Annotated in this window: 13 protein-coding genes; 7 read left to right on the top strand and 6 right to left on the bottom strand. The window is 68.7% G+C overall.

Going from position 1 to position 13,901, the window contains the following annotated elements:
* Positions 1–5: 5 nt before the first annotated feature.
* The 6 genes from LCY71_RS15990 to LCY71_RS16015 all read right to left on the bottom strand — a co-directional run bounded on the left by LCY71_RS15990 (position 6) and on the right by LCY71_RS16015 (position 6,308).
* Positions 6–1,097, bottom strand: coding sequence for a hybrid sensor histidine kinase/response regulator (locus LCY71_RS15990; RefSeq protein WP_225334139.1), 1,092 nt, complete (start codon positions 1,095–1,097; stop codon positions 6–8).
* Between the two features lie 10 nt (positions 1,098–1,107).
* The gene (locus tag LCY71_RS15995) at positions 1,108–1,551 is read right to left on the bottom strand and encodes a response regulator (protein ID WP_225334140.1); all 444 of its coding nucleotides are present in this window, start codon (positions 1,549–1,551) and stop codon (positions 1,108–1,110) included.
* Positions 1,548–3,077, bottom strand: a complete 1,530-nt coding sequence (locus tag LCY71_RS16000) for a sensor histidine kinase (protein WP_225334141.1) — start codon at positions 3,075–3,077, stop codon at positions 1,548–1,550. Before LCY71_RS16000 ends, LCY71_RS15995 begins: the two co-directional genes overlap by 4 nt.
* Positions 2,996–3,586, bottom strand: a complete 591-nt coding sequence (locus LCY71_RS16005; protein WP_225334142.1) for a response regulator — start codon at positions 3,584–3,586, stop codon at positions 2,996–2,998. The genes LCY71_RS16000 and LCY71_RS16005 overlap by 82 nt, the downstream gene beginning before the upstream one ends.
* A 273-nt stretch (positions 3,587–3,859) precedes the next feature.
* Positions 3,860–4,906 carry a diphthamide biosynthesis enzyme Dph2 gene (gene dph2, locus LCY71_RS16010; RefSeq protein ID WP_225334143.1) on the bottom strand — a complete coding sequence of 349 codons (1,047 nt, stop codon included), beginning with the start codon at positions 4,904–4,906 and terminating at the stop codon, positions 3,860–3,862.
* A gap of 85 nt (positions 4,907–4,991) precedes the next feature.
* Complete coding sequence (locus tag LCY71_RS16015; protein WP_225334144.1) at positions 4,992–6,308, bottom strand: methyl-accepting chemotaxis protein; 1,317 nt, start codon at positions 6,306–6,308, stop codon at positions 4,992–4,994.
* Between the two features lie 237 nt (positions 6,309–6,545).
* Between LCY71_RS16015 and LCY71_RS16020 the strand changes: the two genes are divergently transcribed.
* The 7 genes from LCY71_RS16020 (at position 6,546) to LCY71_RS16050 (ending at position 13,886) form a co-directional block, all read left to right on the top strand.
* Positions 6,546–6,944, top strand: coding sequence for a YlbF/YmcA family competence regulator (locus LCY71_RS16020; RefSeq protein WP_225334145.1), 399 nt, complete (start codon positions 6,546–6,548; stop codon positions 6,942–6,944).
* 259 nt (positions 6,945–7,203) lie between these two features.
* On the top strand, positions 7,204–9,012 hold the full coding sequence (locus LCY71_RS16025; protein WP_225334146.1) for a sensor histidine kinase: 1,809 nt from the start codon (positions 7,204–7,206) through the stop codon (positions 9,010–9,012).
* Between the two features lie 55 nt (positions 9,013–9,067).
* Positions 9,068–9,895, top strand: a complete 828-nt coding sequence (locus LCY71_RS16030; RefSeq protein WP_225334147.1) for an MBL fold metallo-hydrolase — start codon at positions 9,068–9,070, stop codon at positions 9,893–9,895.
* Positions 9,896–9,983: 88 nt separating this feature from the next.
* Positions 9,984–11,171 (top strand): putative sodium/potassium/calcium exchanger, encoded by a 1,188-nt coding sequence (locus LCY71_RS16035; RefSeq protein WP_225334148.1) that lies wholly within the window; start codon positions 9,984–9,986, stop codon positions 11,169–11,171.
* A gap of 45 nt (positions 11,172–11,216) precedes the next feature.
* The gene (locus tag LCY71_RS16040; RefSeq protein WP_225334149.1) at positions 11,217–12,113 is read left to right on the top strand and encodes a phosphoribosyltransferase HisG-related protein; all 897 of its coding nucleotides are present in this window, start codon (positions 11,217–11,219) and stop codon (positions 12,111–12,113) included.
* Positions 12,114–12,266: 153 nt separating this feature from the next.
* The gene (locus LCY71_RS16045; protein ID WP_225334150.1) at positions 12,267–13,247 is read left to right on the top strand and encodes a ring-cleaving dioxygenase; all 981 of its coding nucleotides are present in this window, start codon (positions 12,267–12,269) and stop codon (positions 13,245–13,247) included.
* Positions 13,248–13,886, top strand: a complete 639-nt coding sequence (locus tag LCY71_RS16050) for an alpha/beta hydrolase (RefSeq protein ID WP_225334151.1) — start codon at positions 13,248–13,250, stop codon at positions 13,884–13,886.
* Positions 13,887–13,901: the final 15 nt, after the last annotated feature.

The raw sequence follows: 13,901 nt of genomic DNA on the forward strand, positions 1-13,901 counted from the left end.
CCGGGTCACTCGGTCGACGCGCTGTCGGGGCCCTGTGGGAGCTCGATTACGAACCTGGCACCGCCGTCCGGACCGTTCTCGGCCCACACCTCACCGCCGTAGGACGAGACCATCGCCCGGACGAAGAAGAGGCCGAACCCGGTGCCCGACGACGACGCGCCCTTGTTGCCGCGCTCGAACACCTCGCTGCGACGGTCTTCGGGGATCCCCGGTCCGTCGTCGTCGACGGTTATCCTGACCGCGTCCGCTCCGGCGCGCTCGGCGACGGTGACCGCGATGGCGTCGCCGCCGTGCTCGACGCTGTTGGTCAACAGGTTGCCGAGCACGTCACCGAACAGGTCGTTCGCCATCACGCTCGCGCCGTCGGGGCAGTCGACGTCGATCGTCACGTCGTCGTCGTCCATCGATCGCACGCGGTCGGCCTGTGAGCCGACCACCGGCGCGAGGGCAACCGGTTCGAGCTCCGTCGGCCGCTCCGTCGTCAGCGTGTCGAGGGTCGACCGGACCTTCCGCGTCAGGTCCACGATGTTGTTGCTCCACCGGAGGATCGTCTCCGCGTACTGCTCGCGCTCGCCGGAGAGGTCCGACGAGAGCATCGACGCGCGGCTCTGGACGACGTTCATGCCGTTGAGAAGGTCGTGGCGGAGGATGCTGTTGAAAAACTCCATCTGCTCGGTGCGCCGCTGGAGCTCCCGCTCCTGTTTGCTCCGCTCGACCGCGTACCTGAGCGCGCGCATCAGCCGGTCGGCGTCGATGTCGTCCTTCGGGAGGTAATCCTGCGCGCCGGCCCGGATCGCGTCGATCGCCATCTCGTCGTTGTCGAGTCCGGTGAGGACGATGACCGCCTGGTTCGGGTGGTGCTCAAAGACGCGTTCGACCGTCGCTAGCCCGGTCGTCGCCTCCAGACCGAGGTCGAGCAGGAGGACGTCGTAGGCCCCGTCGGCGAGCTTGTCGAGGCAGGCCGACATCGTCTCGACGTGGACCAGCGAGATGTCGCCGACGAACGCCCTGACCGACGACTGGTCCAGCACGCGCCGGATCAGCGTCGCGTCGCCCTGGTTGTCCTCGACCAGCAGCACGGGGACATCGTCTGTCACTGCCACGGGATCACTCCGGCGGGATCTTCACGACCGTCAGCCAGAACTCCTCGATCCGGCCGACGACGTCGAGGAACCCGTCGAAATCGACGGGCTTGGTCAGGTAGGCGTTCGCGTTCAGGTCGTAGGACTTCGCGATGTCCTCCTCTGCCGCCGAGCTCGTCATAACGACCACGGGAATGCGACGCAGGTCGTCGTCGTCACGGAGCTCCCGCAGGACCTCTTTCCCGTCCTTGCGGGGCATGTCGAGGTCCAGCAGTATGAGGTCCGGACGGCGCGCATCGGCGTGTTCGCCTTCCTGTCGGAGGTAGCCCAGCGCCTCGACGCCGTCTTCGACGACGTGGAGGTTGTTGGCTATCTGGCCTCGTTCGAGGGCCTTTCGCGTCAGCTTGACGTCGCCCGGGTTGTCCTCGGCGAGCAGTATCTCGACGGGCTTGCCCTGTTCTCCGCTCATCGCTGTCTCTCCCCCACGCCGCCTGGTTCGGGCGGAAGCGTGAATCGGAAGGCCGTCCCGTCGCCCGGTTGCGAGTCGATCCAGATGTCGCCGCCATGGCGCTCGACGATCCGCTTGCACACCGCGAGCCCGATCCCGGTCCCGCCGCCGGACCCGCCAGTCCGGAAGATGTCGAAGACGTCGTCCTGCCGATCGAGCGGGACCCCGGGTCCGTCGTCCGCCACCGAGAACTCCCAGCAGTCGTCCCGCTCGGTCGCTTCGACCGCGATCCGCGCGCCCCCGGTGTCGTCGTCTTCCGGTACGCCGTGCTCCACCGCGTTCTTGACGAGGTTCTGGAACACCTGCCGCAACTGGTCCGGATCGGCGACGACGGTCGGTAGCTCGCCGCGGTCGACGGTCGCGCCGTGGTCGTCGATCAGCAGCGCGAGCTCGGCCAGCGCGTCGTCCAGTACGGCCGACGCGTCGATCGATTCGGGGTCCTCGGCGTGCGTGTGGACGCGGGAGTAATCGAGGAGGGCGTCGATCATCTCGCGCATGCGGTCCGCGCCGTCGACGGCGTACTCCAGATACTCGTCCGCCTCCGCGTCGAGTGCGCCGTCGTACTCGTCCGCCAGGAGACTCACGTAACTCGACACCATCCGCAGCGGCTCCTGCAGGTCGTGGGAGGCGACGTACGCAAACTGCTCCAGGTCCTCGTTGGACTGTTCCAGTTCCGTCCGATAAGCCCCCAGTTCCTCGTCGCGTTGCACCCGGTTCAGCGCCGCGGTCGCCGTCCGACTCAGGACCTCGAGGAGGTCTCGCTCGTACGCGCTCAGCCGCTCCCCCGGCGGCGTTCCCACTGTCAGGGAGCCGTAATTACCCAGGGGAACCACCAGGAGGGAGCCGACGTCGATGCTCACCGGCGTCGTCTCCGCGAGCGCGTCCCCGTCCTCGACGAGCCTCGACTCGCCGCCCTCGACGATCTCGTACAGTCTGTCCCCCGACGTTAGGACGGGGAGTTCAGACAGGTCCTCGGCACCGACTCTGTCGAGGACGGCCTCAGTCGCCGCGAGGGGAACGAGCGATCCCGTCTCGGCCTCCTTCCCGCGGACGACGGTCACCGGACAGTCGATCACCGACTCCGCGACGTCCACGACGGTCGCGGCGACGCTTTCCTCGTCGCGTGCGTGGAGGAGGTCCGTCAGCGCCTCGTTCAGCGATCCCATACTCAGCTCCCGCTGTTTCAGGTCGTCTACGTTCCGGGTGAAGCCGGCGACGTACTCGATGTCGCCCGAGTCGCCGACCACCGGCTCGGCGTGGACGCTGAGCCAGCGGGTCTCGCCGTCCATCGTCACGCGGTACTCGAGGTCGGCCGGTTCTCCGCTCGAGACGCGCTCCATCTCGTCGGTGATCGCATCGATGTCCGCGGGGTGGACGCCTTCCAGGAAGTCCCCAGGATCCTCGATCAGATCGGCCACCGAGCGGTCCCAGACCTCCTCGTACGCCGAATTGACGACGACGGTGTCCTCCCAGTCGCCGGTGAACATCCAGAGGAATCGGTGGTGTACTCCGTTAGGCGCAGGAGCAGGCGATTGCTCTCGGCGAGCGCGACTCGAGAGCGCCAGTCTTCGGCGACGGTCTCGATGCGCTCGGCCATTCGGTCGACGGTCTCCGGACCGTCTCCGGCCCGGAAGTATCCGTCGGCCCCGGCGTTGATCGCGTCCGTCGGAGTGGTGTCCGTCCCCGCCGTCGCGTAGACGACGACGGGAACGCCGTCGCGCTCGTCCCGCACACTCGCGAGGAGTTCGAGAGCGGTCGAGTCCGGGAGGTCGGTGCTGGCCACGACGCAGTCGACGCCGCCGTCCGCGACTCGTTCGACGGCGGCCGTCGCGGTTTCCGCCCCGATCAGTTCCGCCGGTCGGGCCCGCCGCTCGAGCGCGTCGGCGAGCGACGTCCGGTCCTCAGCCGGGACGGCCACGGCCAGCACGGTGAGAGCTGACCGGTCCCGGTCGAGCGGCTCGACGTACGTGGAGGCGGTCGATACCCGATCCGTCATGCGTGGGTCAGTGAGTGAGTCATAGCTGTGGGCTCGACGCTGGAGCACGAGACGGAGCGGGTGCCACTCTGTCAGGAGAGTAGACGGCCTGCGACGTCGGTGCTCGGTCGTATGCGTTTCTCAGGCGGACCCTCTCTTAAAAGAACTCGCCTGCGGCTATCAGCTGTGATAGCGCTGGAGCGGTCTCACGCCGGCAGCCGTTCGGTGGTCCGGGACACGCCGAGCGGTCGAACTGCTCGACGAGAGTCAGAAGCGGCGCGACTGGAGCGCGCCCTACCAGGTCCCGTGGAAGGTGTCGAACTGCAGCTCCTCGAGGTCCTCCTCGCCGACGGCGATGCGGTACTCCTGGGGCGTGAGCATCGGCTTCTTGAACTGCGGGCCGTCGTCGGTCGTGATCCGCGGACAGCCAGTGTTGACGTAGGCGTCCATCCCGAAGTTGGTCAGCCGGTCCGGCGTGACCTCGTCCATGGTGATGAGGTAGGCGTTCTCGTTGTTCTCGACGATCTCCTGGGCCTGGTCCCAGCGGCCCTGTCCGATCTTCGTACAGAAGATGACGCCCCAGTTCTCGGCGTCCATCGCCTTGTGGACGGCGGCGTAGCGCTGCTTGATGAACTTCTCCGTGTCGGCCACGTGGACGGCGTTGTTGACGGGGTCTGCGATGACGACCTTCTTCTCGGGGTGCTCCATCGCCAGCCCGAGCGGGTGGAACTTGCCGCCGCCGACGTACAGCACCTGGTCGGCGTCGACGTCGGCGCTGGCGTAGTTACAGCCCAGCACCTGGCCCTCGTGGGTGAGGCGGTCGTCGCCCTTGCGCGTGTGGACGGTGTAGCCGCGCTCCTCCAGCCAGCCCTTCATCTCGTCGAACTTGTTCATGTGCTGGGCCGTCGTGACGAGGCCGACGTCCTCCTGCTCCTCCGGCGGGGCCAGTTCGTCCTCGCGGGCCTGCTCCATGATCGGGAAGACGTCGACGTTGGAGAACAGCGGCACGTAGATGATCTTGTCCGACTCCTTCATCGGGGAGTGGCCGAAGTGGACGAACACGTCCGTCCGGCGCATCAGGTAGGTGTCTAGGTCGCAGGCGCCGTAACAGGGCTGCCCGGAGATCATCACCTGCACGCCGTCGGGCAGCTCCTCGCGGAGGTCGTCGGCGACGGCCGGACCGCGCCGCTTCAGCCCCTCCGGGAACTGCAGGCCGACCGTCTCGGCGTCCCGCTCGTCGACCGCCTCGGCGATCCGGTCGATCTCGTAGTCCCACTCCCGGTCGTGTCGCAGCGACAGACCGGTGTTGCGGAGGTCCCCCTCCGTCCGCTCTTGACTCATTGGAGCGGTTTAACTGCTCAGTGCGTAAAACCGCAGCGCTTCAACACTGTCCGCGGCGTCGGCGCTCACGGCGCGCGCTCGCCGATCAGTCCATGACCGCTTCGAGCCGCCGCTCGACCCGCTCGACGTTCCCCTCGAGGTCGCGGACCATCTGACTCTGGGTCTCGTTGGCGGTCGCGATCTCGTCGACGGCCTGGGAGACGTCCGCAGCGCGGCGGGCGACCTCGTCGATCATGCTGGCGATCTCCTCCGCGCTCGCCGCCTGATCGTCCGTCGCCTCGGCGATCTCCCCGACCCCCTGGTCGGTCTCCGTGACGGCGGTCAGGATCGCCTCCTGGTTGTCCAGCACCGCCTCCAGGTCCGACAGCACCTGCTGGACGGCCTCCGTGGTCTCCTCGACGTTACCGGCGGTGTCGTCGGCCATCTCCCGCACCTCGTCGACGATGCGCTCGACCTCGTCGGCGTGCTCCTTGGACTCGTCCGCGAGGTCCTTGATCTCGTCGGCGACGACCGCGAACCCCTCGCTGTTGCCGTCGCTCCGGGCGGCCTCGATGTTCGCGTTCAGCGCCAGCATGTTCGTCTGATCGGCGATATCGTCGATCACTTCGACGAACTCGTCGATCGCCTCGACGCGGTCGCGCAGTTCCAGCGCGTCCTCGGCCACCTGCTCGGAGGCGTCGGCGACGGTCTCGACGCGGTCGATCGTCTCCGACGCGGTGTCGACGGACTCCTCGGCAAGGTCGCGGGCCTCGGCGCTCTGGTTGCTGACCTCCTCCGCGCTGGAGGCGATCTCCTCGATGGTCGCGCTGAACTCGGAGACCTCGGACTGCACCTCGTCGAGGTCGCCGGCCTGCGCGTCGGCGGTCTCCCTGATGTCGTCGGATCGATCTGCGACCGCCGTCGCGGACTCGCCGAGCTCGGCGACAGCCGCCTCGACGTCGTCGGTCATCCGGGACTGGAGGTCCCGCAGCTCCTCGCGCTGCTCGACGACGTCGGTCACGTCCAGCAGCAGTTCGACGGCCCCGACCACCTCGCCGCCGGGGCTCGTGATCGGGATCCCGACCGCACGCGCGTGGGCCGTCGTCCTGTTCGGTTTCTCGGCCGATCGGAACTCCTCCTCGCGGACGGGTTCGCCCGTCCGGACGACCTTCTCGGCCAGCGTCTCTGACTTCCCGTCGGTCCCGAACACGTCGTAGGCGTTCGTCCCGACGGCCTCGCTGGCCGACAGCCCGAGGAGGGCCTCGACGGCCCCGTTCCAGTGCGTGATGTCGCCGCGCTCGTCGACGACGAACGCCGCCTCCGGCAGGTCCGCGATCACCGACTCGAACGCCTGCCGCCAGAACTCCCCGTTCCCGTCGCCCATCGCCGTCGTCAGTTCGCCCGCAGTCGTTTGCTGTCCCATGGTTCTGGGAGAACGAAACCCGGACTAAACGCTTGCGCCCGATTATAGGCGTTGATACCGACGCACGATAGATGATGTGGGTTTCGCCTGCCGCGGTACCGTGGCGGCGCTCCGCGGATCGCCGTCGCGGGAGCGCTGCTCCGCCGGCACCGTCCGCCCGTCGCGAGCGGCGACCACCGGCCCGTACGGTCCGCGGTTTCGGCAGGTCTATACCCCGCGAGACGTAACCAGTCGGTGATGAGCATCGAGACCGAGACCGGCGAGGTCACCCCCGAGAGCCGCGTCGCTGAACTCGCCGCCGAGTTCGGCGAGGCGATCACCGAGCTCCCCGTCTACCAGAAGTTCGCCGAGGCCAAGGAGCGCGTCGAGAACGACGACGAGGCCCAGGAGAAGATCCAGGAGTTCGAGCAGATCCGCGACGAGTTCATGATGGCCCGCCAGACCGGCGAGGCCGACCAGGAGGCCATGCGGACCCTCCAGGAGGCACAGGAGGAGCTCCACTCCCTGCCGGTCATGAGCGACTACCTCGAGGCACAGAGCGAACTGGAACTGCGCCTCCAGGAACTCAACGAGATGGTCTCCGAAGAACTGGTCGTCGACTTCGGCGAGAAGGCGGGCGGCTGCTGCGAAGACTAGTTCCCGCGAGCGCCGTCGGCGCGAGCGGCTCTATTCGCCGCCGTCAGAGTGGTTCGAGAGAGATTCGCTCTCTCGAACGACTTCGCTCTGCTGGGCCCTCGTTCGCTTCGTCGCCGGCCTGCGGCCGGCTTCCAGCGGGGCCGAAGGCCCAGGTCGGCGCACGAGGACCGCGTTTTCTGGCCGAGCGGTCCGTCGGAGGCGGACCCGCGGCGAAACAGTAGTGTCAAGCATTTAGTGTCTCGCGCTCCCAGTCTGCCCAATGGGAACATCGGGGTCGACGCCCGGGGTCGACCGGCAGGACGTCCGGGCCGTTTTCGCACGACTGGAGGAGTCGACTACGCCGCTCACGACCACCGAAGTATCCGGGGAACTCGACTGCGACGATCAGACCGCGGACCAGTACCTGTCCGACCTCGTCGAGCGCGGCGAGGTCGAATCGAAGCGGGTGGGCGACTCCCACCGGATCTGGTGGTGGAGCGAGGACCGCGAGACGAGCCCCCCTGGCGACGCCGCGGACGACGTCCACGAGAACGAGCGCGAGCGGGAGCTACGGCGGACGGAGCGCCGATTCGAGGCGGTCTTCGAGGACCCGAACATCCTCGTCGGGTTGCTCGATCCCGACGGGACGGTGCTGGACATCAACGAGACGGCGATGGAGTACATCGACGCCGACCTCGGTGATGTCCGGAGCGAGCCCTTCTGGGAGACGCCCTGGTGGGGCACCGGTGACGGGGTGCAGGACGACGTCCGGGAGTGGACCGAGCGGGCCGCCGACGGCGAGTACGTCGACTTCGAGGCCGACCTCACCGACCCGGACGGCGAACGGTACGTCCTCAGCGGGTACTTCCGGCCGGTCACGGACGACGACGGAGAGGTCGTCTCGATCATCGTCTCCGACCGCGACGTCACCGAGCGCAAGGAGCGCGAGCGACAGCTGCGCGAGCGCGAGCGCAGCCTCCAGCGGTACAGGGAGTACACCGACGACGTCCTCGACGCGGTCGACGACATCTTCTACCTCCTCGACGACTCCGGGGCGCTGCAGCGCTGGAACGAGAGCCTCCACGAGGTGACGGGGTACGCGGAGGACGAGGTCGCGTCGGCGAACGTCGTCGAGTTCTTCGACGGGGACGGCCGGGAGACCATCGCCGACGCCGTCGCCGAGGGGTTCCAGACGGGGAGCGTGCAGGTCGAGGCGGACGTGTGCACGAAGGACGGCCGGCGGATTCCCTACGAGTTCGTCGCCTCGACGCTCGAGGACCCCGAGGGCAACCGCGTCCTCGCGGGCATCGGCCGGGACATCACGGACCGCCGGAAGTACGAGCACCGACTGGAGGCGTCCAACGAGCGACTGGAGCAGTTCGCATACGCGGCTTCGCACGACCTGCAGGAGCCGCTGCGGATGGTCTCCAGCTACCTCCAGTTGATCGAATCGCGGTACGCCGACAAGCTCGACGAGGACGGCCGGGAGTTCATCGAGTTCGCCGTCGACGGCGCCGACCGCATGCGCGACATGATCGACGGGCTGCTGGAGTACTCCCGCGTCGAGACCCGGGGCGATCCGTTCGAGCCGGTGGACCTCGACGAGGTGCTCGCGGACGTGCGCGACGACCTGCAGATCCGGATCGAGGAGAGCGACGCCGACGTCACGGCGGACTCGCTCCCCCGCGTCGAGGGCGACCCCGGACAGCTCCGGCAGGTGTTCCAGAACCTGATTGACAACGCCATCGAGTACTCCGGCGACGCGCCGCCCACGATCCACGTCGGCGCTGAGCGGTACGAGGGGCGAAGCGCCTCGAAACGGGGCGGCGACGCAGCGGAGAGCGGCACCGAGTGGGTGCTCTCGGTCAGCGACGAGGGGACCGGCATCCATCCCGACGACGTCGACCGGGTGTTCCGGGTGTTCGAGCGCGGGCCCGACGCCGACGACCACGAGGGCACCGGCATCGGGCTGGCGCTGTGTCGCCGCGTCGTCGAGCGCCACGGCGGTGACGTCCGGATCGACTCCGAGCCCGGTGAGGGGACGACCGTCTTCTTCACGCTCCCCGCGGCGTCGGCGAGCGGGGAGTAACGCGCCTCGCGATGCGTCCGAAATCGTTTAGCGGCCGGTGTGACCACTGTGGGGTATGGTTCACAGCGACTGGGGCGACTGGCTCGTTCGCGCGGTAGAGGACGCCGACCCGGACGGACTGGCCGTCTGGTACCTCGGGTGTAACGGATTCATCCTGAAGTCGAGCGGCGGGACGACCGCCTTCATCGACCCCTATCTGGGCATCGGTGATCCGCCGCGGACGGTCCGGATGGTCCCGATTCCCTTCGATCCCGAGGACGTCGCGGCGGCCGACGCCGTGCTGGCGACCCACGAGCACGTCGACCACGTCCACGGGCCGAGCCAGGCGCCGATCCTGGCGAACACCGGTGCCGACTTCTACGGGGCCGACGCCAGCCTCGACGTCGTCGAGGAGGAGGGCTGGACCGAGGAGTGGGGCGTCGACGAGGGCCAGCTCAACGAGGTCGAGGAGGGCGACGAGTTCGAGGTCGGCGACCTGACGATCCACGTGGAGCCGGCCAACGACCCCGACGCCGAGCACCCGGTGTCGTACGTCGTCGAGCACGGCGACACCACCTTCTTCCACGGCGGCGACGCCCGCCCGGGGGACTTCGAGTCCGTCGGCGAGCGCTACGACATCGACGTCGGCGTCCTCGCGTTCGGCACCGTCGGTATGATCGACGACAAGGCGACCGGTGAACCGAAGCGGACGCGCTGGTACAGCGACGAGAACATGATCGTCGAGGCGGCCAACGAGCTGCAGCTGGACGCGCTCGTCCCGACCCACTGGGACATGTGGAAGGGGATGACTACCGACCCGACCGTCCTCCACAACCACGCGCGTTCGTTCCCCTATCCCGAGGGTCTGGAAATCCTCCAGATCGGTGACAGGCTGGACCGCTGAAGGGACGTAACCGGCCGCTACGCCGCCGTAACGTATCATTTAGCTAGTAGTACGTATCTTTAATACCGTCCGTACGTGGTGTAGGGGTATGAGCGATTCACAGGCGTACGAGGAGGTGACCGTGGCCTCAGACGGGGTGACCGTGACGAAGCGGTACGAGGCCGACGAGTTCCCCGTCCCGGCCATCGCGTTCAACTTCAGGTCCGAGCGGGGTGAACCCGTGACGGTCCACCTCTCCGACGTGGTGCCGGAGGACGTGGCCGTCGAGGACCTGGGCTTCCACCCGGAGTACGGCAGCGAGTTCTGGACCATCGACGACGACGAGATCGCCTTCGAGCGCGAGATCGAGGCGGACTCCGAGTTCACGACCGTCTACGGCATTCGGGCGACCGGGACGGACAACGTCAAGCAGTTCCTCACCGAACCGAACCTCGAGTCGGTCGACCCGCCCCTGGAGGACGACGAGGGCGAACTCGTGGGCGACGGGACCGACGCCGTCAAGGACGTCATCTCCGGCGACGCCGACAGCGTCCCGGGGCTCGACGACGTCGACGACGAGGACATCGAGACGCTCGACCTGAAGGACCCCAACGGCGAGGGCGGCCAGCGGTCCAACGGGCAGGCGACGGCCGACGGTCAGGCGGGGGCCGGCGGGCAGACGGCCGCCGACGCGGCGACCACCGCGACGGCCGCCAGCGGGAGCGTCGTCGAGGCCATGGCGGAGGAGATTCGCAACCAGAACGTCGACAAGGAGGACGTGGAACTGCTCCGGAAGGCGCTGGACCTCGCCGGCGACGAGACGAGCGGGAGCGTCCAGGCTCGCGTCGAGAAGCTCCAGGGGGACGTCAGCGAGGTGCTCGCCTACGCCGACGCCCTCGAGGAGTTCCTCGACGAGAACGGCACCGGCGACCAGCTGATCGAGGAGTTCCGCGACGAGGTCGAGTCCTTCGAGTCCGACCTCGAGGAGTTCCGGTCGACCATCTCGGACAACGAGGAGGCCATCTCCGAGCTATCCGACGACGTCGAGACCGTCGTCGGCGAGGTCGACGACGTGGGCTCGCAGGTCGACGACGTGGGCTCGCAGGTCGGCGACGTGGAGTCGCAGGTCGAGGATCTGGAGGCCCAGGTCGAGGACTACGAGTCCGAGCTGGACGAGCTGCGCGAGCAGGCCGCAGGCGAGGACGTCGAGGAGCGCATCGACCGGATCAGCGAGGACATCCAGGAGCTGCAGGAGTGGCGCGAGCAGCTGTCGTCGGTCATCGGCGGCGGCGAGTAGCGCAAACCGGGCCGGTTTTACCGTCGGCGGCCGTCTCCACGCCCGATGACGACGATCAGCGTGGCCGTTCCCCGGAAAGGGCGGCCCCTCGAGGCCGTCCTGGAGCGGCTGGCGTCGCGGGCCGACGCGACCGAGGTGGCCGACGACGTGATCTCGACGCTGCAGTACGAGAAGGCCGTCACCAAGGACGAGTCCGACGCCGACAGCGGCGTCTACGAGCGACTGGCCGAGTACAGCGACCTCTCCGCGCCGACGGAGCCGGAGTACACGCTGCTGCGCGACGACCGCGAGGGCAAACCCCGCCGCGTCGTCTTCGACAGCCTGACCGTTCCCGTCGACGGCGTCGACGTCAGGCTGGTCGGCCGCGAGGAGCCGTTCCGCGCCCTCCGCAAGCACGAGTTCGCGCTGGGGTTCGACGCCGCCGACCTCGTCCTGGAGGAGGTCGTCCAGCTCCGGGGCGAGCCGCTGACCGACGTCGCCTCGATCAACGAGCGCATCGACCCGCTGGACACCGACGTCCGCGTCATCACCGGGATGGGCGACACCGTCCACCACACCCTGCTGGCGATGCCCGGGGTAGCCGACTCTATCGACGCGGACCTGAACCGCGAGTTCGTCGACGCCTACGAGGGCCCGCTCTGTATCTCCCCGCGGTACGAGCGACTCGTCTCCGCAGTGGTCGGGACCGACGCGCTCGAGGGGGTCTCCTTCACCCATCCCGAGGAGGGTCAGGAGGAGGAGGCTGCCATCGCCGAGACGGGACTGGGCGTCTACCTCACCGTCTCGGGCTCGACGGCCCGCGAGCACGGCCTGCTCGTCGGTGACGCGCTGTTCCCCAGCGAGACGGTCCTACTGGAGAACAGCGCAGAGGCCGACGGCGCCGCCGAGCGGATCAGGGACCTCCTCGTCGGCGAGGCCGAGACGGCGCTGCCGATCCAGTGATCCACCGGGTTCGCGGCCCCTCACGCCGTCGGTAACACCGGTGCTACCCGGTGACGCGGACGCCAGAGAGAGTATAAGACGAGCGAGGCCGTACGATGGAGTACGACCCGGTTCTCCGGCCGTCGATCAGGGAGAGCCGGCCATACCCCACTCATGCAAGTGAACGGACTCCACCACGTGACGGCCGTCGCGAGCGAGCCGGACCGGAACCTGTCGTTCTACACCGACGTCCTCGGGCTCCGGTTCGTCAAGCGGACCGTCAACTTCGACGATCCGACGACGTACCACCTCTACTACGGCAACGAGGCCGGCGATCCCGGGACGGTACTGACCTTCTTCCCGTTCGGGACGACGCGGCAGGGCCAGCCCGGTCGGGGGCAGGCCACGCGGACCGCGTTCGTCGTTCCCGACGGCTCGCTCGAGTACTGGCGCGACCGCTTCGCCGAGCGCGGCGTCGACCACGACGATCCGGCCGAGCGCTTCGACGAGCGCGTCCTCCGGTTCGAGGACCCCGACGGCCAGCCGCTGGCGCTGGTCACCGGAGAGAGCGACGTCGAGCCCTGGGCCGACGGGCCCGTCCCCGAGGACCACGCGATCAGGGGCTTCCACGGCGTCGAACTGGCCTCGGCGGACGTCGACGCGACGGCGGACGTCCTCGGCGTGCTGGGCTACGAGCGCGTCGCCGAGGCGGACGACCGGGCCCGCTACGCGGTCGACGGCGACCGCGCGACGGTGATCGACCTCGTCACGGGCGACGGCCAGCCGGGGCGGCCCGGTTCCGGGACGGTCCACCACGTCGCCGTCCGCGCCGAGGACGAGCGAGCGCAGGACGAGTGGAGAAAGCGCCTGCGGGACGCCGGCCAGCGCGTCACCCAGCGGAAGGACAGGCGGTACTTCCAGTCGGTCTACTTCCGCGAGCCCGGCGGTATCCTCTTCGAGATCGCGACGGAGGAGCCCGGGTTCACCTGCGACGAGTCGGTCGACGAGCTGGGCACGGACCTGCAGCTGCCGCCGTGGCTCGAAGACGACCGCGAGACCATCGAGGCCCAACTGGAACCGCTCGAACCGCCCGCGAGAGCGGACGATGAGGCGGGTGCGAAAGCGGAGACGGAAGCGGAAGCGGAGGGGATCTGAATGGTCGACGGACCCCACGCCGGCCAGCCCGTCCGGACGGCCGGCACCGACCTCGAGGCGGCGGACGCAGCGGTCGTCGCGGTCCACGGCCGCGGCGCGCGCGCCGAGTCGGTCCTCTCGCTGGCCGGGGAGTTCGATGTCGACGGCGTCGCCTACCTCGGACCGCAGGCCGCGGGCAACACCTGGTATCCCAGCCGGTTCGTCGCGCCCGTCGAGGACAACGAGCCCCACCTCTCCTCGGCGCTGTCATTCGTCGACGAGACGGTCCAGCGGGCCGTCGACGCCGGCGTCGACCGCGAGCGGATCGCCCTGTTGGGCTTCTCGCAGGGCGCTTGCCTCGCCAGCGAGTACGTCGCCCGGAACGCGCGCCGCTGGGGCGGCCTCGCGGCGTTCAGCGGCGGCCTGATCGGTCCGCCGGGCACCGAGTTCGAGTACGACGGCGACCTCGACGGGACCCCGGCCTTCGTCGGCTGCAGCGACTCGGACCCGCACATCCCGGAGGAGCGCGTCCACGAGACGACCGATGCGCTGACGGACCTCGGCGGGGACGTCACCGAGCGCCTCTACCCGGGCATGGGCCACACGATCAACCAGGACGAGGTCGAGTTCGTGGCCGGCATGCTGGCCGACCTGGCGTAGGAAACGTACCGTTCG

The sequence above is a fragment of the Halomicrobium urmianum genome, from assembly GCF_020217425.1.
GTDB lineage: Archaea > Halobacteriota > Halobacteria > Halobacteriales > Haloarculaceae > Halomicrobium > Halomicrobium urmianum.

Coding starts and splice junctions, on each gene's coding strand:
- LCY71_RS16050 (WP_225334151.1), top strand. CDS start 13,248: ATGGTCGACGGACCCCACGCCGGCCAGCCCGTCCGGACGGCCGGCACC.
- dph2 (WP_225334143.1), bottom strand. CDS start 4,906: ATGAGTCAAGAGCGGACGGAGGGGGACCTCCGCAACACCGGTCTGTCG.
- LCY71_RS16000 (WP_225334141.1), bottom strand. CDS start 3,077: ATGTTCACCGGCGACTGGGAGGACACCGTCGTCGTCAATTCGGCGTAC.
- LCY71_RS16020 (WP_225334145.1), top strand. CDS start 6,546: ATGAGCATCGAGACCGAGACCGGCGAGGTCACCCCCGAGAGCCGCGTC.
- LCY71_RS15995 (WP_225334140.1), bottom strand. CDS start 1,551: ATGAGCGGAGAACAGGGCAAGCCCGTCGAGATACTGCTCGCCGAGGAC.
- LCY71_RS16005 (WP_225334142.1), bottom strand. CDS start 3,586: ATGACGGATCGGGTATCGACCGCCTCCACGTACGTCGAGCCGCTCGAC.
- LCY71_RS16025 (WP_225334146.1), top strand. CDS start 7,204: ATGGGAACATCGGGGTCGACGCCCGGGGTCGACCGGCAGGACGTCCGG.
- LCY71_RS16015 (WP_225334144.1), bottom strand. CDS start 6,308: ATGGGACAGCAAACGACTGCGGGCGAACTGACGACGGCGATGGGCGAC.
- LCY71_RS16030 (WP_225334147.1), top strand. CDS start 9,068: ATGGTTCACAGCGACTGGGGCGACTGGCTCGTTCGCGCGGTAGAGGAC.
- LCY71_RS16040 (WP_225334149.1), top strand. CDS start 11,217: ATGACGACGATCAGCGTGGCCGTTCCCCGGAAAGGGCGGCCCCTCGAG.
- LCY71_RS16045 (WP_225334150.1), top strand. CDS start 12,267: ATGCAAGTGAACGGACTCCACCACGTGACGGCCGTCGCGAGCGAGCCG.
- LCY71_RS16035 (WP_225334148.1), top strand. CDS start 9,984: ATGAGCGATTCACAGGCGTACGAGGAGGTGACCGTGGCCTCAGACGGG.